The following is a 24,799-nucleotide window of genomic DNA, read 5'->3' as shown; positions in this document are numbered from 1 at the left end:
CCGAAGCGGGCTCGGGGCTTGCGTATCCCGAAAATAGGGTGTTATTTTGCGCCACTTCCCCGCATCCTAGAGAGGTGTCCGAGTGGTTGAAGGAGCACGCCTGGAAAGTGTGTATGGGTCTAAAGCTCATCGTGGGTTCGAATCCCATCCTCTCTGCACAAAACCTGAAAGCCCGCTGGTGTCCTCGCCAGCGGGCTTTTGCTTGCCCGGTACCCTAGTAGGTCGGGGGTGTTGTAGCCCTCATTATAAGTAAAAGCCCGTTCTGCTGAAAAAACATCAGTCATGCTGAGCTAGTCGAAGCGTCGCGCGTGATGAGTCTGCCAACGTGACTGTCATGCTGCGCGGAGCCGAAGCATCCCTACCGCTTCGTCATCACGACAGGAATTAGCCAGCGGTAGAGATGCTTCGGCTCCGCGCAGCATGATGGGGTATAGCATTTCTATGGCAGCCAGACCAGGTGCTTCGGCCCCGGGCTTGATGCGCCACCTGCTCAGCAGGATAGTTCTTTTTCAGTACGCCAGTTTCTCTGGCAACTCAGCCTAATATTCTGATGAGTAGCCGACAGGCGGCGGTACGAACACCATATTCTGGTGTTTGCCGTTAACAGGGCTCGACTATACTTATTATGCCCTTTACGTTTTCGCATCCGGCGGCTGTATTACCGCTTATGGCCCTGCCCAAACACTGGCGCTCCGCAACGGGCCTGATTATCGGGAGCATGGCTCCGGACTTCGAGAAATTTCTGCGCATGAGTGCCCATGACCCCTACAGTCATACGTGGCGCAGTATTTTTTACTTTAACCTACCCCTAGGTATTCTGCTGGCCCTGGCGTTTCATCTGCTCCTGCGCAATGCCCTGATTCTGCATTTGCCCCGGTTTCTGCGGGAGCGGTTTGCCGGTTTTATGGGGCTAGACTGGCTGGGCTACCTGCGCAAAAACTACTTTACGTTCCTGGTTTCTCTGCTAATCGGCATTGTGTCGCATCTGGCCTGGGACAGCTTCACGCATGTGGAAGGGCGTGGGGTGCAGCTGTTTCCGTTGCTGAAGGCCCACGTGCTGGAAGGCCCGTTCCGCACGCGGCTGTATTCGCTGCTGCAGAAGCTGACTTCGGTAGTAGGCGCGGCCGCTATGGTGGTGCATATCTGGCGCCTACCCACTACCAAGCTGGCTCCGCCCAAAACCAGCCTCCGGCTATTCTGGGGGTTGGTGCTGCTTCTGAGCCTAGTGGTTATCGGGGTGAGGTCGGTGGTGGGGTGTGGAATAGAGCTCCACAATATCTACTTGCTCTCCATCGTCCTCATTTCTGCCGGCCTTACCAGCCTGCTGCTTGCGCCCATGCTGCTTCCGTCCTTGACTAGGCTGCTCACGCGGCCCAAGTAGCGCCAGCTACAGGCGGCAACGGACTCTGCTGTTTCCCTAGGCCTAGTAAACCGCTAAGCCGGCACGAACATGGGGGCCTGTTCAAACGGCGTGATTTTACTAGCTTCCGGGCCGCTGCCAACCTGAGCAATTGCCGTTTAAATTTACTATATTAGAGTATAGCATTGCCGCTATAGTTGATGCATGCGGGCATGTGCTCGGTTGGCTGGGGTTGGGCCTGAGGAAAGATACACTTGCTGTCCGGAGCAGGAGAATCGGGTTCTTATGCGTCACAGTGCTCAGGCAATACCGGGCAAGTGAGGCTACCCAGTGAGAGGCTCTTTCTCAGCCGGATGTACTTTCAGTTTTCTGCCATGAAAACGGTGTGTGTGCTCATATTGTGGTGGCTGAGCCCGGTACTCAATACGCCCGCCACTGCCCAGGCCGAGGCCCGCATCGACAGCCTGAAGCACCTGCTGGCCCAAACTCACCCCGATACCACCCGTGCCCTGCTGTTGTCGCAGCTGGCGTACGAGCACACCCAGAGCAATCCGCTGGCTACTATTGCCTATGGTAAGCAGGCCCTGCAACTGGCCCAGCAAATCAACTTCCCGAAAGGGGCAACGTGGGCCCTCATCCGGATGGGGTCAGGGTTTCGGGAGGCCGGCAATTACCCGGCCGCGCTACAAGTAGGCCTGCAGGGGTTGCACCGCGCCGAGGACCTAGGCGACCCCGAGCTGATTGGGCGGGCCTACAACGCGCTGGGCTACCTGTACTGGGAGCAGCAAAATAGCCGGCCGGCTCTAGCGTATCTGTTCAAAGCCAAGGCCGTAGCCGAAACCATTAGCAACCACAAGCTGCTCACGCGCGTGCTGGGCAACATCGGCAACGTGTATCAGCAGCTCAACCGCCTCGACTCAGCTTTGCTGTACCTCAAGCAAGGCTACGCCCTTGACTTGATTCATAAAGACCTGATTAGTGAGGTAGGCGACGCGGCTATGCTGGGCAACGTGTACGCTAAGCTTGGCAACCCCCGGCTGGCCCAGTACTACTACCGGCGCAGCATTCGGCGGGCGCGGCCCCAGCGCATTACGTTTGCTTTGTGCCGGGCGTACTTGGGGCGGGCACGGCTATTTGAGCAGGCCGGCAGCCAGTACGCCGACTCGGCCATTTACAATGGAAAGCAGGCCCTGCTGGCCGGCCAGCAGGGCCACTACCCCAAAGGCGTGCTCGAAGCCAGCCAGTTTCTGGCCGCGGCCTGGGCAGCCCGCCAGGATAGTGCCCTGGCATTCCGCTACCTGATGCTGGCCAGCGCCACCCGCGACAACCTGTTTAGCCTCAGTAAAATGGCGCAGGTACAGGCGCTCGATGTAAGTGAGCGGCTGCGCCAGCAGGAGCAAACCGACCGGGAAGAGCAGGCCGCCGCCGAGCGCCGACAGCTGTGGCTGATTACGGCGCTGGCTGGGGCCTTACCCGCCCTCTGGCTGCTGTGGCGCAACAACCGCCTGAAACAGTACACTAACCTTCAGCTCAACCGCCGTAATGCCCAGATTGGTGCCCAGCGCGACCGGCTGCGCGAAGCCCTGGCCGAGCTGAAAGCAACCCAAAACCAGTTAATGCAGCGCGAGAAAATGGCCTTCCTGGGCGAGCTCACGGCCGGTATTGCCCACGAGCTGCAAAACCCGCTAAACTTCGTGAAAAACTTTGCCGATGTCAGTACTGAGCTGGTGGAGGAAATGACGGGCCCGGAGCGCGACCTGGCCCGTACCAATGGTGTAGATCAGGAGTTTCTGGCCGGGCTGAAGGTGAATCTGCAGAAAATCAGTCTGCACGGGCAACGGGCGTCCTCCATAATCCGGGATATGCTGGAGCACTCCCGCTCCGGTCCTGGCCAGCGCGAGCCCACCGACCTGAACGCCCTCGCCGATGAAGCCCTGACCCTGGCGTACCAGAGTTTCTGCGTCAGCAACCCCGCGTTTCAGGCCACCATCACCCGCGACTTCGATGCGCAGCTGTGCTTGGTGCCGGTTATCCGCTCCGATATGGTTCGGGTGCTGCTAAACCTGTGTGCCAACGCGTTTTATGCTGTGTACCAGCGCCAGCAGCAAACTCCTGCCGGCACGCACTATGAGCCCACCGTAACGATAAGCACCCGCCGTACCAACGGCCAGGACGTGGAAATCCGGGTGCTCGATAACGGAACCGGCATGCCCGAGAAAATCCGCTCGAAGGTGTTTCAACCCTTTTTTACTACCAAGCCGCCCGGCGAAGGCACCGGCCTAGGCCTTTCGCTGTGCTTTGATATTGTGGTGCAAAGCCACGGCGGCACGCTAGGGGTGAAATCGAGGGAAGGCGAGTTCACGGAGTTCACCATTCGCCTACCGTATCGCTGATGCACTTTTCCCTGACGGGGCCAGATCAAGCAAGACTGTGGCTGGGCTCTTAAGCTACAGTGTAGTAGCACACCGGTGTGCGTAACTGGCTAGGTCAGGTCGATAAAGAAGGTGGTGCCTTCTTGCTCTTTGCTTTCCAGCCAGATTTTTCCTTCGTGCATTTCCACAATCTGCTTCGTGATGAACAGGCCCAGGCCGGTGGTGGTGTCGCCGTAGAGGCCGGGCCGGGAGGCCGCCGTAAACTTATCGAACACGTGGGGTTGCAGCTCCTCCGGAATGCCCAGGCCCGTGTCCTGCACCATCAGGCGCACATTGCCCTCGTGCTTTTGCAGTCGCACATAAATCTGGCCGCCTGCGGGCGTAAACTTAAACGCGTTGGTGAGCAGGTTATCGAGAATGCGGCCAAACCTGTCGGCGTGGATGTTGGCGTGAATAGCATTTTGGGGCAGATCCAGCAACAGTTTGATGTTTTTTTCCTGCGCTGCCTTGCGGTAAACAACCAACCGTTCATCCAGGAAAGCCCCCAAGTCGGTGCGGTGCATTTCTAAGTGGCTGGCTTCCAGCTGGCCCAAATAGAGCACATCTTTCAGGATGACGCTGGCCTCCTGGCAGGCGCGCTCCATTAGAGTATACAGCTCCTCAACACTCACTAGCTCCGGGGTGGGAATAGCCTTAATAGCGGGCTCCAACCGCAGCAGCTCCACCAGCATTTGCAGGTTGTTGATGGGGTTTTGCAGATCGTGGGCGGCCAGGTGCAGAATAGTTTCCTGGGCGTCGTAGAGGCGCTTGTGGGAAATTTCCAGCTTTTTGCGCTCCGCTATATCCTCTAGGGTAGTGTAGCCCAGCTCGCCGCCATCGTCGGGGAAAAGGACGGACGTTACGCGGCACCAAAATGAGGTGCCATCTTGGCGCTTCAGGCACGTTTCCAGCTGAAAGCTACTCTTGCGGTGGGCCCAGAGGCTTTCCTGTAGTTTAGTCCAGTCGGCTAGGTGGTCGGGGTGCGCGAACTCCAGAATGCGCCGCCCCACTAGGTCTTCGGCCGTGCTGAACCCCAACATGTCGGCCAGCGCCTGGTTGGCTTGGCAAATGGTCAGATCGGGGTCAATAATTTTTTGGCCCAGCGGTGAGTTTTCGAACACCGTGCGGAAGCGTTCCTGACTTTGATCAAAAGCAGAGGCCAGCAGAACCTGCTCTTTGAGCTGCCTGATTTCCTCCCGCAACAAGTGGTTTTCGGCTTCCAGCAAGCTAGAAGCAGGGGTAACAGGGGTAGGGGCTGATGACATGATGAAACGTGGCGTGAGAGCTGGCTTGTTTATCCGGACTGCCCAACGGCAAGATGCAAAAAAGCAAACGGTTGGGCCCCGTTAATGCCAAAGCCCGCCCTCGCATGATGTGGGCAGCGCGGCGGGCAGGGGCGCGCGTAACCGAGGGCTTGCTAGCGGGCGTGTGTCCTCCTTTCGATTAATCTGGCGGAGCCCCGCACGGAGTGGCCCTTGCGGCACTTCTTACTGGTAAGGCCCAACTCGATGCGGTTCAGCTTCCGCTATGGTCGGGTGAGTCGGTAGTAGGGTCAGGGCGCGGTACGCCGAGTAGGTCGCAGAGGTCTTGTAGAAACAGGCCATTATTGGCCCGCTTCACGCCGCCGGTCGGGTGCCAGTGGGCTTCAAATTTGGGGTATTTCACACAAACAGTGAGAAGAAGTATAAATCGGGTCGGGAGGATACTAGGCCGTGGCAGCAATCTGGTAAACAAAGGCGGCTAAAATGCGTCTGGCGGGGCTTATGGGCGGCTAAGGCCAGGGTATAGTATCTAGCCGAGGGGAAGCAAGCAGAGGCGGTTTAAGCAGGACACTAGGCTAGTAAAAACCGGAACTGACTAAGCATCAGTCTAGTATTTCTCGAAAAAGGCCAACCGCTCACCCCATATCTGCGTATGGCTAAGTCCTGCCAGCGGTAAGGTTACTGCTTGTTATGTACTCTTCACCCTTCACTATCAACTTTATGAAACTGATTCAAAAAGCAACCTGGTCTGTTCGGGTACTGGCTGTGCTGTTCAGCGCTGGCGCTGCCCTCTCATCGTGCTCTTCTACTAGCACCACTCCTTCGGGCTCCGGTACCACCAGCGGCACCGATATGAGCACTACTAGCGGCTCTACTACTTCGGGCACTACCAGCGGCTCCACCACGTATGGTACCACCAGCGGCTCTACTACGGGCACTACCACCAGCGGCACTACCTCGGGTAGCACCACAATGGGTACCAGCACCTCGGGTAGCACTACCATGGGGTCCACTACCGGTACCACCACTGGTACCACTACCGGCACTACCACGGGTACCACCAGCGGTACTACTTCGGGTAGCACCACCAGCGGCACCACCACTTCCGGCAGCACCACGGGTACCACCCGCTAGGCTCTGCTAGGTAAGTAAGCCACCCCGGGGCTATGCAGGCAGTTTGCAGGCCTTCGGCGTTGGTTACTCATTCGTCATGCTGAGTTGAGTTCACGAAACTCTACCATAGGCTACCTCTTCTGAGGGGCTGTGTGGTAGCGTCGCTGGAGCTTAACTCAGCATGACGCGTTTTTGTGGGCTTGGTGCAGTAGCTGCTGCTATGATTGAAAGAATGTCCTGCTCAGCAACATGCTCTTCAAACCACGATGTCATTCGAACAAATCGTCACGTTAGACATAGCCTGCGAACCAGAAGGTTATACAAACCAGAACGTCTTACCCTGCAGAACGTCATGCTAAGCTTGTCGAAGCATCTCTACCGCTGGCTAATCAACTGATTTAGTGACGTCTCAACGAAGCGGTAGAGATGCTTCGACAAGCTCAGCATGACGGTTAGTTTGGCAACATCAGTATGAGTCCCTGGCTTGATGCGTCATATGCTCAGCGTGACCGTTTTTTCTCACAACATCAGCTAAGCGAGATGCTTCGGTTCCTGGCTTAATTCGACACCTGTTCAGCATCAAAAGCTGCTATAAATGAGGTTCTTGTGTCTGAGTTTCGGTCGATAGCCTTCAGACCTGCTAGCCTAGGTACAGCTGCAAACCTTTAGCCCTACTAGCCTAGGTAGAACCCCAAACCCAACACTGCCACCGTGTTGGGTTTGGGGTTTTATTGACCTAGGAAGATGCACACAGGCCGGCCCGGTGGCGGCGTAGGTAGGGCAGGGGGTGCTGCCCACCGGCAGCTGAACAATAGACTGCCGCCCGCCGTAGTACATAGCACGGGCGCTGGCTGGCGACGAACCCCAAATTTTATAGACTGCACCAGGCAACCACTTCGGGTTGTGCGAGTTTTTCAGGGTGTGGTTGGTACGCGCCGGGGCAGGTTTTTTCATTTCGATATACAATGGCAACATTTCCTACTGATACTCCGGACGGCGAGCAGCCGCTGGAGCCGCGTCCCGAGGACGGCACGCGCCGCTCGTTTATGAAGCAGGCCGGCGGCATCCTGGGCTTGGCGTTGGCTCCACCTTTCGTGAGTCAAGCCGAGCGCCTGGGCGCTTTCTCCAAGACGGTAGAAGGGGTGTCGGCCATGCAGCTGAAGGTAAATGGCACCGTGCGCACCATCCAGGCCGAACCCCGCGTAAGCCTGCTCGATGCCCTGCGCGAATACCTAGACCTGACCGGCACCAAAAAAGGCTGCGACCATGGCCAGTGCGGCGCCTGCACCGTGCACGTAGATGGCCGGCGCGTGAATAGCTGCCTTACCCTGGCCGTGATGAACCAGGGCAAGGAAATTACCACCATCGAAGGGCTGGCCCAGGGCGAGCAGCTGCACCCCATGCAGGAAGCCTTTATTAAGCACGACGGCTTCCAATGCGGGTACTGCACGCCGGGCCAGATTATGAGCGGCATTGCGTGTGTGCGCGAAGGCAAGGCCGGTACCGATGCCGAAATTCGGGAGTATATGAGCGGCAACCTATGCCGCTGCGGGGCTTATCCCAACATTGTAGCCGCCGTGCGCGAGGTGCAGCAAAAAGGAGGAAAAGTTTAGATGAACAACTTCAGCTACACCCAGGCCAATTCGGCTAAGGAAGCCACCGGCCTCCGCAAAGACACACCCCAGGCCGCCTACATTGCCGGCGGCACTACCCTCCTGGATCTGATGAAGGCCCACCTGGAGGAGCACCCGCAGCTCATCGATATTAACCTGCTGCCCTTCAAAGGTATTGAGCAAACCAAGGACGGACTGCGCATTGGGGCCATGGAGCGCATGAGTGACGTGGGAGAGCATCCGCTGGTGAAGGAGCAGTACCCGGCCGTGTCGGAGTCGTTGCTGCTGGCGGCCTCGCCGCAGTTGCGCAACATGGCCAGCATTGGAGGCAACATTCTGCAGCGCACCCGCTGCGGCTACTTCCGCGACGCCGCGTTTCCGTGCAATAAGCGCGTACCGGGCTCGGGATGCCCCGCCTTGCAAGGCGACAACCACAACCTGGCTATACTAGGCACCTCCGAAGCCTGCATTGCCACCAGCTACCCCGGCGATTTATCAGTAGCCTTGGCCGCGCTGGATGCGGTGCTCACCCTGGAAAACCAGAAGGGCAAGCAACGCCGCGTACCCGTTACGGAATTTTACTTGCTGCCCGGCACCACGCCCCAGAGGGAAACAGTACTGGAGCCCGGCGAGCTGATTGTAGCCGTCACCATCCCCACCACTGTTCACGCCCGGCGCTCTACCTACCTAAAAGTGCGCGAGCGGGCTAGCTACGCCTACGCCCTGGCCTCAGCCGCGGTGGGCCTCGATGTGCAAGGTGGCACTATCCGCTCGGCGCGCGTGGCCTTGGGCGGGGTAGGAACTCAACCCTGGCGCTCCCGCGAAGCCGAGAAAGTGCTAACCGGCGCCCCCGCTACCGAAGCCACATTCCGGGCCGCGGCGGCGGCAGCCCTGCAAGGTGCCCAGCCTCGGGAGCACAACCGCTTCAAGGTAGAGCTGGCCCAAAACACGCTGGTGCAGGCCCTGATGAAAGTAGCCGGGTAGCAGCCTATTAATCTGGTGCACGCCAGACAGTTGTTTGCCCGGCGCTTTGCCCTTTGTTGACTGCCTACCAGGCAGCTAGAATTTAGCTCTACTACCCTATGGATACCGCAGAACCAACCTTTTTTGAAACGAACCCCAAAGCCGGCTCGGTGGGTCAGCCTATGGACCGAGTAGATGGCCGGGCCAAGGTGATGGGCCAAGCCAAGTATTCGGCGGAGTTCAACGGCCTGCCGGGGCTAGTGCATGCGGTGCTCAAAACCAGCGACGTGGCCAAGGGACGCATCCAGAGCATCGACGCCAGCGCCGCCCTCAAACAGCCGGGGGTATTAGCCATTCTTACCCACCAAAACCTGCCCAAGCTGGCCAAAACTCCCAACGACCCTGATGGCAAAAAAGCCATTGGTGCCCCCATGGGTTTCCTACCCCTCACTTCTGACCAAATTCATTATGCCGGGCAGGCGGTAGTAGTGGTAGTGGCCGATACGCTGGAGCGCGCTCAATATGCGGCCGCCCTGGTGCGGGTAAATATAGTAGCCGAAAAGCCGCTGGCTTCCTATGAAGACCCGCGTGCCGAGCTCTTCGACCCCCAGAAAGTGCAGGATGGCAAAACGCCCGGCCACACCGTGCGCGGCAACCCTAAAGAGGCGTTTGCGGCGGCTCCGGTGCAGCTCAGGCACACCTACGTGCATGCCATTAACCACCACAACCCCATGGAGCCCGGCGCCACCACCGCACACTGGGAAGCCCCCGACCGCCTGACCGTGTACGAGTCGACGCAGGGGGTAACCCGCACCCAGAAAGCGCTGAGTACCATGCTGGGCTTGCCCACGGAACAGGTGCGCGTGGTAACGAAATACCTAGGCGGCGGTTTTGGCTGCAAAGGCTCCTGCTGGCCCCATACCATCCTGACGGTGCAGGCGGCTAAAGCGGTAGGTAGGCCAGTAAAACTTTCCCTGAGCCGCCCGCAGATGTTTACCAGCATGGGCCACCGCGAAGACCAGACCCAGACGCTGAAGGTAGGAGCCACCAAGGAAGGCAAATTACTAGCCCTCATTCACGAGAAAACCTCCACTACCTCGCCCTGGGACAACTACGCCGAGCCCAACAGCCGCATCATTAACCTGCTGTATGCCTGCCCCAACTTCGAGGCTACGTATCAACTGGCTCGGGCCAACGTGATGACCTCTACCTTTACGCGTGCCCCTGGTGAGGCGCCCGGTTCATTCGCTATAGAGTGCTCCCTGGACGATCTGGCGTATCAGCTGGGTATTGACCCCCTGGAAATCCGGCTGCGCAACTACGCTGAAAAGGACCACAGCACCGGCAAGCCCTGGAGCAGCAAAAGCCTGAAGCAATGCTACGCCCGCGGTGCCGAGCTTTTTGGCTGGAGCAAGCGCAACCCCAAAGCCGGCGCCACCCGCGACGGCCGCCTGCTGGTGGGCTGGGGCATGGCCACGGCCAGCTACCCCGTACACAACAACCAAGGCACCGCCCGCGTCCGCCTCTATGCCGATGGCCACGCCCTGGTGCAAACCGGCGCCACCGACCTGGGCACCGGCACCTACACCGTCATGACACAGGTAGCTGCCGATGCCTTGTTTATAGCCCCCGACAAAGTGCGATTCGAACTGGGGGATACCAAGCTGCCAACCGCCCCTAACTCGGGTGGCTCGGTGGCGGCGGGCACGGTGTCATCATCTATCTATATGGCGGCGCAGGAGGTATGGCAAAAGCTGATTAAGCTGGCGACCCAAGATAAAAAGTCGCCGCTGTACCGGGCGAAGGCAGCTGATGTAGTTGTGGAAAATGGCCGCATGGTGCTGAAAGCTAACAAAAGCAAGGGCGAGGACTTCATGGCGCTCATGAAGCGCAACGAAACCGCCGACATAGAGGGCACCGGCAACGGAAAGTACGGCGCCGGCTACGAGTCGGGCCTGGCGGCTGGCCCCGCTGATTCGGGCCATCAGGATGACATGGCGGGCCACTCCATGCATTCGTTCGGTGCGCATTTCTGCGAGGTGAAAGTCGACCCTGATTTGGGCACGGTGCGCGTAACGCGCTGGGTTAGTGTGCACGGAGCCGGCCGCATTCTGAACGCCAAAACCGCCCGCTCCCAAATCATTGGGGGCAGCATCTTCGGCATCGGCTCAGCCCTGATGGAAAGCACCCACCGCGACCAGAATTTCTCACGTTACACCAACGCCAGCCTCGCCGACTACCACATCCCAGTCAACGCTGATATTCCGGACATGACGGTGGAGTTTGTAGAAGAGCACGACCCCTACATCAACGCCATGGGCGTGAAGGGCATCGGTGAAATATCGATGGTAGGTGTGGCGGCGGCCGTGGCCAATGCCGTGTTCCATGCCACCGGCAAGCGCATCCGCAGCCTACCCATCACGCCCGATAAAGTACTAGAAACAAAGATGGTACAAGCCTAGCGGTTTGCACCCAGAATGAGCCTAGTAGATTTTACTAGGTGACGTACAAGCACAAAGCCCGTCTCCACTGTGGAGACGGGCTTTGTGCTTGCCAAAGGCTAGTAACTACCAGTTGCTATTGCGCCTGGAAGCCGGAGGTTACGGCTCGGTAGGCATTCACGCGGCCATAGCCATAGAATGCGTCGCGGCCGGCTTTGCCCAGGTCGTCGGCGGAAGCGCGCATGATGGCTTGCACGCGAGATGGCGCCATCTGGCCGCCGTTTTTACCGATGATAAGTGCAGCTACGCCAGCGGCATGCGGGCCGGCCATGCTGGTGCCTGCTGACCAGGTATAGCCGTTTTTAGTGGTGCTGAACACCATATCGAATACCCACGCTGGGCGTGCTATGCCGGCTACAGTGGCCACGTCATTGCCGGGCAGGGCAGCATCGCCACCCGGAGCGGCAAAGGTTACATCTGAAATACCGTAGTTGGTGTAAGATGCTACCCCGTCGAGGTTAGTGCCCTGTGGGTTCAGCGCCCAGCCGGTAGGAGCCGTAGCCGAAATTGAAATAACGTTGGTTGCTCCGGACGGGAGGTGCACCAAGTCTTGGTCGCGTTGGCCGTTGTTGGCGTCGTTGCCGGAGGAGGCAATGACCGTTACACCTTGCTGTGTGGCGTAGGTAGTGGCCTTACTGATGGCCACCAGCAACTCCTGAATTTCCTTGGTTTCGTTTACCACCTTGTCATCGGAAGTATCGTTGGGCGTGCCGTTGTCATCGAGGTACTTGCTGTTGCGCGGAATAGCAGCGCCCAAGCTCATATTGATAACATTGGCCTTCTGCTGCACGGCGTAGTAAATGCCGTTAATCATCCAGGAGAAGGAGCCGGAGCCGCCATCAGCCAGTACTTTCACTAGCAGCAGTTTTGCCTCCGGTGCTACCCCAATAACGCCCACATTATTATCAACGGCGGCAATGGTACCGGCCGTGTGGGTGCCGTGGCTGAAGGAGGCGAGCCCAAACTCGGCGGGCTCATTTGGTACAAATGACTTGCTGCCGATAATGTTGGCTTTCAAGTCAGGATGCGAAAGATCGAAGCCGCCATCCAGCACGGCTACTAGTGCGCCTTTACCGCGGGCACCGGCCTGCCAGGCCTGCGGGGCCTGAATAGCGGTGTGGCCCCACTGCATCGGGAAGAATCGGTTGCTATTGACGGCGGTGGCTGCGCTAGTGGTGACTTCTTCCGTAAGAACCGGCGTTTGGCGGGCCGTTACGGGGTTATAGCCCTGGTAGCTGAAGTCATGAATTACGGAGCGTACGCCACTGATTTTAGCGGCCTTGGCGGCAAAATCAGGGTCAGAGGAAGTGGCCATGGCTAGGCCCGCGCCGGGCAGCTGATCGGTGAGGGTGCCGTTGGCAGTTTTGGTTTGGCCAGCCAAATCGGCGGGCAACTCATCCGTAGAGGAAAGGATAATGTAGTGCTGGCTGCGCCGCAGAACTGAGCTAGTAGAGGCGGCCGTTGCGTTGCTGCTGGCACTGGCCTGAGGTGCAGAATCTGCTACCTGAATATCCTCTTTGCTGCAACCGGCCAGCAGGGCAAGGCCCAATGTCAATAAGGAAAACGAACGACGAGTAAAAGATCCTTTTATCATGAAATAATGGGTAAAAATGGTGTCGGATGAAGGTGTAAGTTCTTTAAGTTGATTGGATAAAGCATTGAGCTAATTGACAATGCATAAATTATGCACATAGAATATCCAGTATTCTTTACATATTTAAAATAGGACATAAATAATGTTGAACTGGTAGTAACAGCTAAATGGTTGAGACGTAATAGGATGCTGCCACAGCTCTACCGTAGTGTACAGTTCAGCTAACCTCCTGTGGAGCTACTGCGTACCAAGTGTTAGCTGTAGCAAACATTTTAGCCTCCGAGCGAGAATTCCTCGCATTAGATGAGGCATGTTACAGGTGTGAAAAAGATGCTTCGCTAGCTTTGTATTATGACTGAACTTCACCGACTTCTGCGCGCCTACGATGAGCACCGAGCCGCGGGCCGGGCCTGTGCATTGGCATCTGTGGTTGATGTGGCGGGCTCCGCGTATCGGCGCCCCGGTGCGCGCATGCTCGTGACGGATGAGGGTCAGCTTACGGGTGCCATTAGTGGCGGCTGCCTGGAAGGGGACGCGCGGCAGCGGGCCCGGCGTACAATTCAGCAAGGCAAGCCCAGCCTCGTTACCTACGACTCCACGGACCCGGACGACGACCTGCAATTTGGGGCCGCCCTAGGCTGCCAAGGCGTCGTGCAGATTCTGCTGGAGCCTCTGAATTTTCAGGACCCCAACAACCCGGTAGAGCTACTGCGCCGCTGGTCTGACGGCAAAGAGGAGGTAGCGGTAGTAGCCACCATATTTAGTGTGCCCGGCCCCAGTGCCGAAGTGCGGGTAGGAGAGCGGCTGTTGCTCACTGGAAATGATACCTCCCTAGGTACGCTTCCGGTCCAAACCGCCTTGTATCCATTGATTTTGGCCGATGCTCGTGCCGCTCTTGCCGCCCGCCAGCCCGCTACCCGGCGCTATGCCACGGCCACCGGCACGGTGCACGTAAGCCTTGAAATATTACGGCCACCTGTGCGCCTGACGGTGTATGGAGCCGGCAACGATGTACAGCCGCTGGTGCGAGCAGCAGCAGGGTTGGGCTGGCGCGTGCAGGTAGTAGATGGCCGGCCCGCCCAGGCCCAGTCCGCTCGCTTTCCGGAGGCAGATGTTGTGCGTGTGCTACCCCTGGCTCAAGTTCCCGATGAACCCTATGACGGCAGCTTTGCGCTGCTCATGACACATAATTATTACTACGACCTGGCGGTGCTGCGCCACTTGTTGCCAGATGCCACTACTACCTATATAGGTCTGCTCGGCCCGCGCAAAAAGTATGAACGCCTCCTCGACGACCTGCACCAGCACACGCCCAATGCGGCCGATCAACTGAAAGGCCGGATTCATAGCCCGGTGGGCCTGAACCTGGGTGCCGAAACGCCCGAAGAAATTGCGCTGTCCATCGTAGCCGAAATCCAGGCCGTGCTCACAGGCCGCCCCGCCGGCTTCCTGCGCGATTCTCCTCATCCCATTCATCCGCCGCTACACGCTGATGGCCCGTTGGCCCCGGAAGGCCGGGTAGATGCCGTCTGCGGGTTGTAATGCCTGCGCTATTGCTTCTGGCTGCCGGGGCTTCTAGCCGCCTAGGCCGGCCCAAACAGCTGTTGCCATACCAAGGAAAAACGCTGCTGCGCCGGGCTGCTGAAACCGCCGTGGCGGCCGCTGCCGGCGGGCCGGTGGTAGTTGTAACGGGGGCCTTACATGAGGAATTGCTGCCGGAGCTACAGAGCCTACAGGTTCAGGTAATACGGTGCCCTAGTTGGCAGGCCGGCATGGGAGCCTCGCTGAAAACGGGGCTGCGCCACCTACAGGAAATAATGCCCGGGCTGGCAGCCGTAACGGTGCTACTCTGCGACCAGCCCCACGTAACTCCTGCGCTGCTACGGCAGCTTGCCGAAACGCACACGGCTACTCAACTCCCTATTGTAGCCAGCGAATATGGCAGCGTGCGCGGCGTGCCGGTACTTTTTGGTTCCGCTGCTCTGCCGCTACTCCGCCAATTGCCCGATGCTGCTGGCGCGGCCCAACTCCTAAAGCAGCACCCTGAGTTAGTAGCCACGGTAGCGTTTCCGGAAGGTGCCATTGATGTGGATACAGAAGCGCAGTACGCCGCTTTACTAGCCCGCCAGCAAGCCTGAACTGCCCCGAAACCAAGCGTCAAGGCTGAGCTGGCAACTGCAACCGGTAATTCCCGTTATCTTGGCTGGTGCCATAATATCATCCTGTTTGTATGACAACTACTCAGGCCGCTGTAGCGGCCCCTTCCTTCGAGGACATTCCCAAAGATGATAAGCGCATCACCCGCGCCTGGACGTTCTATGACTGGGCCAACTCGGTGTACCCGCTCGTAATCACGAGCTCCATCTTTCCTATTTATTGGGGCGCCATCACCAAACAACTCAGTCCTCAAACGGATATAGTTAACTTCTTAGGCTTCAAGGTGCCAGGGTCTTCGTTGCTGACGTATGCCATTTCAGCAGCGTTTCTGCTGATTGCCATTGTAAGTCCGTTTCTGACATCACTAGCTGACTTTTCGGGGCGGAAGAAGCTGTTCATGCAGATTTTCTGCTACCTGGGCGCGGCCTCTTGTGCCGCGCTGTTCTTCTTCACCCCCGATACGCTGACGGCCAGCACCTTCATCTTCATTTCAGCTACGGTGGGCTTTTCCGGCTCCATTGTGTTCTATAACTCGTATTTGCCCCTGATTTCCAGCGAGGAAAAATACGATTCGCTGTCGGCGCGTGGGTTTTCCATGGGCTACATTGGCTCAGTGCTGCTCCTCGTTATCTGCCTAGGCCTGATTATGGGGCATGAGAAGCTCGGGCTGGAAGAAGGATTCGCTACCCGACTCGCCTTTCTGCTCACGGGCGTCTGGTGGGCTGGTTTTGCCCAGATTCCCTTTTTCACCCTGCCCGCCGACCCTGGCCGGCCAGCCGGGGCAGTCTCTGATTCGGGATGGCTCCTGAATGGGTTTCATGAGCTAGGCAAGGTAGTAGACCAACTGAAGCATCTGCCCAACCTAAAGCGGTTTCTGTTGGCTTATTTCACCTACAACATGGGCGTACAGACGGTGATGTACGTGGCGACCATCTTTGGCGACAAAGAGCTACATCTGGAAAGTACCGCCCTGATTGTAACGATTCTGTTGCTCCAGATTGTGGGCATTTTGGGGGCTTACCTGTTTGCCAAGCTCTCTGAGCGCATCGGTAACACCCGGGCCCTAAGCTGGTCGGTGTTTATCTGGATGTGCATTTGCGTGGCCGGCTATTTCGTGCAGGCGGGCTGGTCATTCTATGCGTTGGCGGCTGTAATCGGCCTGACGATGGGAGCTATTCAAAGCCTTTCGCGCAGCACGTACTCGAAGATAATTCCGGAAAACACCCCCAATACGGCGGCCTTCTTCAGCTTTTTTGACGTAACTGAAAAGCTGAGTATTGTTATCGGAACGGCCGTTTTTGGTGTCATTGCCCAGCTAACTGGCTCTATGCGCAACAGCATCCTGTCCCTGATTGTCTTCTTCGTACTAGGGCTGGTATTTCTGCTAACCCTGCGCGGCAAGAAGCTGCGCGACGAGCCCGCTGCTTCTGATGCTACCGTCACGGGTCCGCCACCGGCTACGCCCAATGTAGGCATGCCAGCTTCGGTCCGCTAAAGAGTGTATTTCGTAAGGTAAAAGCCCCGCTAGGTTGCCTGGCGGGGCTTTCTGTTTTATCCGGACCTAGTAACCGTCCGAGCCGTTAGTGGTTACCTTGGCACTGTTTCTCTCACCCTTCATAGTACATACGCATGACCGATACCCAACCCACCCTACAAGCCGCCCTTAGCCAGGAGTTACGGCACGAGCTGAAGCTTACCCGCCGCCTGCTGGAGCGCGTACCTACGGAGCAGTTCGGCTGGAAACCCCACGCCAAATCCATGTCGATTGGGGCGCTAGCTTCGCATATGGCCAATCTGGTAGGCTTCCTGGAACTGTCCTTGACGGGCCCCGATACGGACGTGACCACCGTGCAAATGCCCCAAGCTGAGGATACCGATGCCGTACTGCGCCGCTTTGATGTGAACGGTGAAAACATTCACAAAGCCTTGGAGCAGGTAGATGATGCTACTTTCCACGGACTGTGGTCGTTGCGCCGGGGTGAGCAGGCGCTCATGACGCTGCCGCGCGCCGCCGTGGCCCGGACCATGGTCCTCAACCACCTCATTCATCACCGTGGACAGCTTTCGGTGTACTTGCGCCTACTCGATATTCCGGTGCCCGCCATCTATGGCGGATCCGCCGACGAGGCCCCGCAACGCTAGGCTTGGTTTCTGCTCAAACCGCCATAAAAAAGCGCGGCATCCTGCTGAAAGGATGCCGCGCTTTTTTATGGCGGTTACTTCCCGCCGAATACTTTTTCGCCGGCAATCCAGGTTTGCTGCACTTTGGCCCCGCGCAGCTTTTCCTTAGGCGCTTCCAGCAAGTCGGTGTTGAGGATAACAAAGTCGGCGGCTAGGCCGGGCTTAATGCTGCCTTTCTGCTTGTCCTCGAAGGCGGCGTGGGCGGCCCAGGTGGTCATGCCGCGTAGGGCATCGGGGCGGCTCAGGGCGTTTTCCATCTGGAAGCCGCCCGCCGGGTAGTTCTTGGCATCCTGGCGCGCCACGGCCGAGTGAAAGCCGAACAGCGGGTTAATGTCCTCCACCGGAAAGTCGGAGCCGAGGGCTACCTGGCCGTATTGTTTGCGCAAATCGTTGAAGGCATAGGCGGTTTTGAGGCGCTCGGCACCTAGTCGCTCACCAGCCCAATACATATCGGAGGTGGCGTGGGTAGGCTGCACCGAGGGCACAATGCCGTACTGCCCAAACTTGGCCACATCGGCCTTACTTACCACCTGCGCGTGCTCAATGCGCCAGCGCCGGTCTTTCTGGCCCTTCAGGGCTTCGCCGTAAATATCCAGCAGCAACCGATTAGAGGAGTCGCCGATGGCATGGGTATTCATCTGGAATTTGCTGGCGGCCAGCTCCTTTGCCAGGTTGCGGAAATCAGCCACTGAGGAAAGCAGGAAACCCGTCTCCTTGGGCCGGTCGGAGTAGGGGTGTATCAGGCAGGCACCGCGGGAGCCCAGGGCGCCATCGGCGTACACTTTAAACGAGCATACCGTGAGGCGGTCCTTAAACACCGGGCCGTTTTTGAGGTAGTAGTCTTTGTTTTCCTTAGTGGGAGCCAGCATGGCGTAGAGGCGCACCTTGAGTTTGCCTTGTTGCTGCAGGGCATCTAGGCGCTCTATGTTAGCTTTTTCAAGACCCGCGTCGGCCATGCTGGTAAGGCCAACGGCCACGCAGCGCTGCTGCGCATCCAGCAAGGCAGCATCTGCTTCGGCGGCAGTCGGCTCCGGAATTTTGGCGCTTACCAACCGCACGGCGTTATCAACCAAAAGCCCGGTTAGCTTGCCACTGGCGTCTTTGGTGATGGTGCCGCCACTGATGGGGGTTCGCGCCGTAACGCTGGCCAGGTCCAGGGCCTTTTGGTTTACTAGGGCCGCGTGACCGTCAACCCGCGTGATGAACACCGGCGTGTTGGGAAACAGGGCATCGAGGGTGTCTTTGGTGGGGAACTGCTTGTTGGGCCAGTCGTTTTGGTCCCAGCCGCGGCCGGTAAGCCACGCCGCCTGTGGGTATTGCTGGCGCTGCTGCTGCAGCTTCTGGATAACCGCCTGCCACGACTCGGTACCTACCAAATCGGCATCGCGCAGGCCCAAGGCGTAGCGGTAGAAGTGGCAGTGCGCATCATAAAAACCGGGGTAGATGAATTGGCCCTGGGCATCCACCTCCTGCGTGGCCTGAAACTTTCCGCGTAGCTCTTCTGCCGTGCCTACGGCCACAAACTTGCCATCTTTTACGGCAAACGCCTGCGCCTTGCTAAACGCCGAATCGACAGTGTATACGGTGGCATTATACACGAGCAAGTCGGCGGCTTGGCGGGAGGTGGTCTGGCAGGCCGTGAACCCTGAGAGCAGCAGAGGCAGCGCAAGTAGCGAGCGGAAACGTTGGGTCATAGAGTTGGGAGTGGTTGTAATGAGGCAGAGTCGGAGTTTGCTGCCTGCAGGCTGCAAGTTGAGGTAGAAAATCGAAAGGATGATGAATAGCGGTGGTTGCTAGGTGCGTTTGGTGTTTAAGACTGCAATGTTAGACAGATAACTCATCACGCCCGGATCCCACGCATTTGGCGTGCTGAGGTCGGGCGAGTACGTTTCCTAAGTATTCACACTAGAACGTCATGCTGAGCGCAGTCGAAGCATCTCGCGTGCTGACGTTGCCATGCTATTCAACGATTCGAGCGAGATGCTTCGGCAAGCTCAGCATGACGTTCTTTTGGCATACTGTTCGCACACCCTAGGGTAGTTTACCAAGGCAACCTCAGCACGCGAGAAACTTCAAATTCTCTTAAAATGACGACCTTTTAAAAGCATCTACCGCTCTACCACACCTTAGCTCGTATCTAAAAGACACAAAAAAGCCCCAACACCAGAGCAGGGGTTGGGGCTTTCTGTGGGGGTAGCAATGGGCTACTCGAAGCGCATGTGCTTTACCGATTCACCGGAGTTTTTCAGCTCCAGCAACGAATCAATGCCGATTTGCAGGTGCGAGGTCACGAAGTCGGCGGTGACTTTCTTGTCGCTTTCCGAGGTTTTCACGCCTTCCGGCGTCATGGGGTTATCAGATACCAGCAGCAGAGCGCCGTGCGGAATCTCATTCACAAACCCTACGGTGAAGATGGTAGCCGTTTCCATATCCACGGCCATAGCCCGGATCTGGCGCAAGTACTCCTTGAAGTTCTCGTCGTGCTCCCATACGCGGCGGTTGGTGGTGTATACGGTGCCGGTCCAGTAGTCCTTCTCGTGCTTCTTGATCATCGAAGACACGGCGCGCTGCAACCGGAAGGAGGGAAGGGCCGGAATTTCGGCGGGCAGGTAGTCATCGGATGTACCCTCGCCGCGAATAGCCGCGATGGGCAGAATCAGGTCGCCGAGCTTGGTTTTGTTTTTCAGGCCCCCGCATTTGCCTAGAAATAGCGCTGCTTTCGGCTTCACGGCCGAAATCAGGTCCATAACGGTGGCTGCCATCGGGGAGCCCATGCCGAAGTTGATGATGGTGATGCCGTTGGCCGTAGCCGTTTGCATGGGCTTGTCCAGGCCACGTACCTCCACGCCAAACTGCTCGGCGAACATGTGTACGTAGTTAATAAAGTTGGTCAGCAGAATGTACTGGCCAAAGTCATTGAGGGGCACGCCGGTGTAGCGGGGCAACCAGTTTTCAACAATGTCGGCTTTCGTCTTCATAGAGTATGGAAATGATGAGTTACTTGGCAAACGGCTGCGTCGGTATCGGCCGCGGCTGTTTGCCGCCACCAGCTACGTACAGCCGGAAAATTTAGGTACAAAAAAACCGTCGGAACCCAAGGGAAGCGGGTGCGACGGTACGGGAAGAAAAGCGGGAGTTGCGTGCCCTGGGCCGTACCTTTGGAGGTGATGCAAGAGTTGAACCTGCCGCCTTTCGAGTACAAAGTTACACAATCCAGCGAAAATTTGCTAATCTGGGACGTTCTGCGCCGCCGCAATGTGGTGCTCACGCCCGAGGAATGGGTGCGCCAACACGTAGTGCATTACCTCATGAATCATCGGGGCTACCCCAAAGGCCTGCTGAGCCTGGAGCGCGGACACCGCTATAACCAGCGCCAAAAACGCACCGACCTAGTGGCCATGGATGCGACCGGTAAACCCCTATTGCTGGTAGAATGTAAAGCCCATACGGTGCCCATTACGGCTGCCGTGGCCCTGCAAGCCGCTACCTATAACCAAACCATTGGGGCCCCGCTGCTTTTGCTCACCAATGGCCTCAGCCACTTCTGCTGGCGCGTTGACTTCGAGCAGCGTACCAATGAGCGCCTGCTAGAAGTGCCCGCATTCGGCGACCTAGTGCGCTAGACTAGGTCCTGAAGGCCGGTAAAGCCTTATTTGTAAAAACTGTTATCGGCCAGCCCGTTCAGCATAAACTGCACGCAGGCTTTGAGCTCATCGCCGTATTGGCGCAGCTTTTCGGGGTTGGGGTTGGCCAGTGGGGTAGCAGCCAGCTGGTGCCGGCGGTAGGGGTACAGCTTCACCTGGTTGTCCACGGTCAGCTCCGTTACGAAGTCAGTGTGCACGAGAAAGTAGCTGCCGCCGCTCAGAAACAAGGCGCGCCCGGTGTTCGTGGAATCGAAAACAGAATAGCCAAAGGGCAGAAGCTGCCGCTGGGCTGGCACGCCAAGGTAGTCGAGGACAGTGGTGGGTACGTCGGCGTGCTGCGTGATGCGCTCCACGTTGGCTGCAGGTAGCTTCCGGGTAGGGTGAAACAGCAGCAAGGGCGTTTTGTAGCTGCCTAATGTGTTTTGGTAGTCGGCCCTCAGGGTTTGTGAGGTGTGGTCGGCTAGCAGGATAAACAGAGTATTCGGGTACCAGGGCTGGGTAGCGGCGGTTTTAAAGAACTGCCGCAGGGCAAAATCGGTATAGCGGATGGAGGCATGAATGGGCAGCCGACCGGGCGCAAACTGGCCTTTGTACTGGGCCGGCACCGGAAATGGCTCGTGCGACGTGAGGGTGAACACCGTGGAGAAAAAAGGGGGCTTTTGCTGCGTGAGCTGCCTAGCAAAATACTGCAGATACGGCTCGTCGTAAATGCCCCAGTTGCCATCGTAGTCGGGGCTGCGGGCGCCCTGGGGGTATTCGTTCAGGCCGTAGTACTGCTGCATGCCCGTGATGCCGGCAAACGTGTTGAAGCCCATGGTGCCGTTTTCGGCGCCGTGGAAAACGGAGGTTGCGTAGCCGGCTCGGCCTAGCAATTCACCTAGTCCGTGCAGCTCGTTAGTCTGGAAATTGGAGGTGATAAACGCACTTTCCGTCAGGGCCGGCAGGCCCGCCAGCACGGCCGGTAAGGCCTCTATGGAGCGGCGGCCATTGGCATAGTGGTGTCGGAAAAACAGACCCTGCGCCGCCAGCGAGTCAAAAAACGGCGTGTACCCTTTACCCCCGTTTTCGATGCCGTTGTATTCGGAGGCGAAACTTTCTACCAGCAGCACCACCACATTATCGCGCGGCGGGTTGGGACGCGGAGCTGGGAAATGCGCGGCCAGCGCGGGCTGCAAGGCCGCCATCGAAGGGAAATACTCGCGCCGCTCCGGGGGCTGGTAGCCTAGGCTTTTAAGGAAGGTAAAGGTGCTGTTGAGCGTAACGTGGCCCAAGATGGGTGGCGTCTGGACAAAGGCGTGGCCGGTGCGCAAGGGCTTCAGCTGCAACCCGCCCCGGATGCCGAGCACCGTAAGCCCCGCCACCAGTACAAACTCCAGCCCCGGCCGCAGCCAACGCCGGGGTGACGTAGTAGTGGGGGGCGCTTCCACCAGTTCAGGCTTCGGCAGGGGGTAGTAATACCACAGCAGCCCGAACAGCAGCGCGAACGGAATCAGTAAAAACCAGTAGTGCCCCGCTAACTGGCCGGCTTGCCGTTGAATATCGTCGGTAATGGTGAACAGCTCATTGCTGGTGCGCCGTCCGATAAACTTGAAATACTGTGTGTCAATCAGATTAACGGCTATGCCTGTGGCGTTCAGGGTCAGGTACACGCCCCGCACCGTCCCTTGCCACCGTTGCCCCCGCGAAGGAACCAGGGAAAGCAACAAAAAGGGCACATTCAGGAGTAGCAGCCCCGCTATATCAAACCGGAACCCGTGCCAAAACGCCAGTACTACTTGGGCTGCGGTGGCCTCGCGGAACACATCGTGGTTGGCCCAGTAAAAGCCTAGGCGCAACAGCACATAAATGCCCAGCAGTAAAGCAAACCGCCGAATCAGCAGGCGCAGGAATTCAGATGGCATAGCAGAGAACAGCAAAGTCGGCTTCGGGGCTTTCGGGGCCTAGTAAGCCGGCCACAAGCACTACAATGGTTTCAGGCGAACCTGCTGCCCATCGGGCAGGTTTTTGATTTGGCGGTAGAAATCGGCCAGCCAGGTGAGGCGCGCGGCCGCGGGCACGGCCTTTGAGCTGGACTTCGTGGTGGTAGTAATGCAAACAGGAGGGTGCAAGCTCAGCAGCTCGCCGGGGCGCAACACACCGCCACCTTGCTGGAAGGTTCGGAGCGGTTGCATGCCTAGGGCGTCGAGCGGAAACTTCTCAGCCCCAAACAGAAAGTGCTTGAAATCAACTTCTAGGTCGGCTAGCTCACCCGTTTCGGTGTCCAAGAACAGCACCGCGTCGCCACGAAGCAAGAACTGGTTGCCCACGCAATCCTGCGCAAACGGGATGTCGGTTTCAACTACAGTATCATAGGTGCGCCAGAACGCGTTTTCGCCTTGCCAAGCCTCGGCCAGCGAGTGCCACGTGGGCTCGGTTACGCAGCCTCGAATGTGCAGTCCGCCAAAGTAAGCCACTACGCCGTTTTGCTCGCGCAGAAAAGCCTGCAGGTAGGAGGGAAGGCGCGCAAAGCTGACCAAGTCCGTCAGCTCGCCGCCTGAGTATAAAATGCCTTTCATAGGAATAGCAGCGTGAAGCTCCAGCTTCGGGTTTAAGTGAACCATGGCCCTAGGGAGCCAGTTCAACAGCAGAAAGCAAGCACAAAGCTGGAGCTGCGTGCTACAGAAAAAGCCTTTCCGACCACGCGGCCGGAAAGGCTTTTCCGTTAAGCTTAAGAGGGCCAGAAGTTACGCTACGGCCTCTTCCATTACCGACTCCACCGACTCCAGGGGCAGGCCCCATGCATCAGCAACGCCTTTGTACACCACTTTGCCGTGCACCACGTTCAGGCCGAGGCGCAGGGCCTCGTCGCGGCGGCACGCCTCTTGCCAGCCCAGGTTCGCCAGCTTCACGGCGTAGGGCAAGGTAGCGTTGGTGAGCGCCAGCGTAGAGGTGTACGGTACGGCACCCGGCATGTTGGCCACGCAGTAGTGCACAATATCGTCGATGATGAAGGTAGGGTCTTCGTGGGTAGTGGGGCGGCAGGTTTCGATGCATCCACCCTGGTCCACGGCCACGTCAACGAGTACAGTGCCGGGGCGCATGGTCTTCAGCATGTCGCGCGTGATGAGGTGAGGAGCCTTCGCGCCAGGAATCAGAACGGCGCCAATGATGAGGTCGGCGGTTTTGATGGCTTCGCGGATGTTATACTCGTTGGAGTACTGCGTTACCACGTTCTTGGGCATGAAGTCGTCGAGCTCGCGCAGGCGGTTCAGGCTGATATCCATCACGGTTACTTTGGCGCCCAGGCCGGCGGCAATTTTAGCGGCTTGGGTTCCTACAATACCAGCACCTAGTACCAGCACTTCGGCAGGCTTAACGCCGGGTACGCCACCTAGCAGAATGCCCCGGCCCTTCAGGGGTTTCTCCAGGTACTTAGCGCCTTCCTGCGGAGCCATGCGGCCAGCTACTTCGCTCATAGGGATGAGCAGGGGCAGCGCACGCGAAGGCAGTTCTACGGTTTCGTAGGCCAGGCACACGGCTTTGCGCTCAATCATGGCGTGGGTCAGTTCCTCGCCCGAGGCAAAGTGGAAATACGTGAACAGCAGCTGGTTTTCCTTGATGAGAGGATATTCCGAAGCAATCGGCTCCTTCACCTTCACAATCATTTCAGCCTTTCCATACACATCGGCAATGGTAGGCAGAATGGTAGCGCCTGCCTGCTCGTACTCAGCATCAGAGAAGCCGCTGCCGTTGCCGGCGGTTGACTGCACGTACACATCGTGGCCATGCTTACGGAATTCAGCTACGCCGGCGGGGGTCAGGCCCACGCGGTTTTCGTTGTTCTTAATTTCTTTCGGTACGCCGATAATCATGGCTCGAAGCAAAGAGTGAAGGTGGGGTGGATGAGGATTGCCGGGAAAGGCGGGGCAAAGATAAGGCATACCGCTGGCATTGCGAGGGTACGCTGGTTCAATCCTTAGGCCAGAAGTACTACCCCCTAAAACGCAACAAGCCTCCGCTA

At 58.0% G+C, this 24,799-nt stretch carries 20 protein-coding genes and 1 tRNA gene; 13 read left to right on the top strand and 8 right to left on the bottom strand.

Annotated features, from left to right (window positions below; translation table 11 throughout):
* Positions 1-68 precede the first annotated feature (68 nt).
* The 3 genes from ACYVHC_RS03670 (at position 69) to ACYVHC_RS03660 (ending at position 3,753) form a co-directional block, all read left to right on the top strand.
* A tRNA-Ser gene (locus tag ACYVHC_RS03670) sits at positions 69-156 on the top strand.
* Between the two features lie 469 nt (positions 157-625).
* Complete coding sequence (locus ACYVHC_RS03665; RefSeq protein ID WP_460612311.1) at positions 626-1,381, top strand: DUF4184 family protein; 756 nt, start codon at positions 626-628, stop codon at positions 1,379-1,381.
* A gap of 353 nt (positions 1,382-1,734) precedes the next feature.
* On the top strand, positions 1,735-3,753 hold the full coding sequence (locus ACYVHC_RS03660; RefSeq protein WP_460612310.1) for a tetratricopeptide repeat-containing sensor histidine kinase: 2,019 nt from the start codon (positions 1,735-1,737) through the stop codon (positions 3,751-3,753).
* 89 nt (positions 3,754-3,842) lie between these two features.
* On the opposite strand, the gene ACYVHC_RS03655 is transcribed toward ACYVHC_RS03660, so the two are convergent.
* The gene (locus ACYVHC_RS03655) at positions 3,843-5,036 is read right to left on the bottom strand and encodes a PAS domain-containing sensor histidine kinase (protein WP_460612309.1); all 1,194 of its coding nucleotides are present in this window, start codon (positions 5,034-5,036) and stop codon (positions 3,843-3,845) included.
* Between the two features lie 53 nt (positions 5,037-5,089).
* On the opposite strand from ACYVHC_RS03655, the gene ACYVHC_RS03650 reads away from it, so the two are divergent.
* Positions 5,090-5,218, top strand: coding sequence for a hypothetical protein (locus ACYVHC_RS03650; protein ID WP_460612308.1), 129 nt, complete (start codon positions 5,090-5,092; stop codon positions 5,216-5,218).
* Between the two features lie 68 nt (positions 5,219-5,286).
* Here the strand turns inward: ACYVHC_RS03650 and ACYVHC_RS03645 are convergent, their stop codons facing one another.
* The gene (locus ACYVHC_RS03645; protein WP_460612307.1) at positions 5,287-5,436 is read right to left on the bottom strand and encodes a hypothetical protein; all 150 of its coding nucleotides are present in this window, start codon (positions 5,434-5,436) and stop codon (positions 5,287-5,289) included.
* Positions 5,437-5,753: 317 nt separating this feature from the next.
* Between ACYVHC_RS03645 and ACYVHC_RS03640 the strand changes: the two genes are divergently transcribed.
* The 4 genes from ACYVHC_RS03640 to ACYVHC_RS03625 all read left to right on the top strand — a co-directional run bounded on the left by ACYVHC_RS03640 (position 5,754) and on the right by ACYVHC_RS03625 (position 11,184).
* A complete protein-coding gene (locus ACYVHC_RS03640; RefSeq protein ID WP_460612306.1) occupies positions 5,754-6,167 on the top strand; it encodes a hypothetical protein in 414 nt (137 codons plus the stop codon).
* Between the two features lie 944 nt (positions 6,168-7,111).
* The gene (locus ACYVHC_RS03635; protein WP_460612305.1) at positions 7,112-7,759 is read left to right on the top strand and encodes a (2Fe-2S)-binding protein; all 648 of its coding nucleotides are present in this window, start codon (positions 7,112-7,114) and stop codon (positions 7,757-7,759) included.
* Positions 7,760-8,743: an FAD binding domain-containing protein gene (locus ACYVHC_RS03630; protein WP_460612304.1), complete on the top strand. Its 984-nt coding sequence runs from the start codon at positions 7,760-7,762 to the stop codon at positions 8,741-8,743.
* Between the two features lie 98 nt (positions 8,744-8,841).
* A complete protein-coding gene (locus tag ACYVHC_RS03625) occupies positions 8,842-11,184 on the top strand; it encodes a xanthine dehydrogenase family protein molybdopterin-binding subunit (RefSeq protein ID WP_460612303.1) in 2,343 nt (780 codons plus the stop codon).
* Positions 11,185-11,299: 115 nt separating this feature from the next.
* On the opposite strand, the gene ACYVHC_RS03620 is transcribed toward ACYVHC_RS03625, so the two are convergent.
* Positions 11,300-12,817, bottom strand: coding sequence for a S8 family peptidase (locus tag ACYVHC_RS03620; protein WP_460612302.1), 1,518 nt, complete (start codon positions 12,815-12,817; stop codon positions 11,300-11,302).
* Positions 12,818-13,168: 351 nt separating this feature from the next.
* Between ACYVHC_RS03620 and ACYVHC_RS03615 the strand changes: the two genes are divergently transcribed.
* The 4 genes from ACYVHC_RS03615 (at position 13,169) to ACYVHC_RS03600 (ending at position 17,116) form a co-directional block, all read left to right on the top strand.
* A complete protein-coding gene (locus tag ACYVHC_RS03615; RefSeq protein WP_460612301.1) occupies positions 13,169-14,359 on the top strand; it encodes an XdhC family protein in 1,191 nt (396 codons plus the stop codon).
* Positions 14,359-14,955, top strand: coding sequence for a nucleotidyltransferase family protein (locus ACYVHC_RS03610; protein WP_460612300.1), 597 nt, complete (start codon positions 14,359-14,361; stop codon positions 14,953-14,955). The genes ACYVHC_RS03615 and ACYVHC_RS03610 overlap by 1 nt, the downstream gene beginning before the upstream one ends.
* 92 nt (positions 14,956-15,047) lie before the next feature.
* The gene (locus tag ACYVHC_RS03605) at positions 15,048-16,469 is read left to right on the top strand and encodes an MFS transporter (RefSeq protein WP_460612299.1); all 1,422 of its coding nucleotides are present in this window, start codon (positions 15,048-15,050) and stop codon (positions 16,467-16,469) included.
* A gap of 134 nt (positions 16,470-16,603) precedes the next feature.
* Positions 16,604-17,116 carry a DinB family protein gene (locus ACYVHC_RS03600; protein WP_460612298.1) on the top strand — a complete coding sequence of 171 codons (513 nt, stop codon included), beginning with the start codon at positions 16,604-16,606 and terminating at the stop codon, positions 17,114-17,116.
* Positions 17,117-17,190: 74 nt separating this feature from the next.
* Here ACYVHC_RS03600 and ACYVHC_RS03595 read toward each other — a convergent pair whose 3' ends face one another.
* Entirely contained in the window at positions 17,191-18,849 is a 1,659-nt protein-coding gene (locus ACYVHC_RS03595) for an amidohydrolase (RefSeq protein ID WP_460612297.1), read from the bottom strand.
* A 510-nt stretch (positions 18,850-19,359) separates the two neighbouring features.
* Positions 19,360-20,133, bottom strand: a complete 774-nt coding sequence (locus tag ACYVHC_RS03590) for an AMP nucleosidase (protein WP_460612296.1) — start codon at positions 20,131-20,133, stop codon at positions 19,360-19,362.
* 189 nt (positions 20,134-20,322) lie between these two features.
* Here ACYVHC_RS03590 and ACYVHC_RS03585 point away from each other — a divergent pair, with 189 nt between their 5' ends.
* Complete coding sequence (locus tag ACYVHC_RS03585; RefSeq protein ID WP_460612295.1) at positions 20,323-20,778, top strand: type I restriction enzyme HsdR N-terminal domain-containing protein; 456 nt, start codon at positions 20,323-20,325, stop codon at positions 20,776-20,778.
* 26 nt (positions 20,779-20,804) lie between these two features.
* Here ACYVHC_RS03585 and ACYVHC_RS03580 read toward each other — a convergent pair whose 3' ends face one another.
* The 3 genes from ACYVHC_RS03580 to ald form a co-directional block, all read right to left on the bottom strand.
* Positions 20,805-22,700 (bottom strand): LTA synthase family protein, encoded by a 1,896-nt coding sequence (locus tag ACYVHC_RS03580; RefSeq protein ID WP_460612294.1) that lies wholly within the window; start codon positions 22,698-22,700, stop codon positions 20,805-20,807.
* A 60-nt stretch (positions 22,701-22,760) separates the two neighbouring features.
* Positions 22,761-23,354 carry an SMI1/KNR4 family protein gene (locus ACYVHC_RS03575; RefSeq protein WP_460612293.1) on the bottom strand — a complete coding sequence of 198 codons (594 nt, stop codon included), beginning with the start codon at positions 23,352-23,354 and terminating at the stop codon, positions 22,761-22,763.
* A 168-nt stretch (positions 23,355-23,522) separates the two neighbouring features.
* Complete coding sequence (gene ald / locus ACYVHC_RS03570; RefSeq protein ID WP_460612292.1) at positions 23,523-24,650, bottom strand: alanine dehydrogenase; 1,128 nt, start codon at positions 24,648-24,650, stop codon at positions 23,523-23,525.
* Positions 24,651-24,799: the final 149 nt, after the last annotated feature.

Source organism: Hymenobacter seoulensis (genome assembly GCF_054780535.1).
Note: the sequence above shows the minus strand (reverse complement) of the source record. Positions and strands in the feature narration are given on the sequence as shown.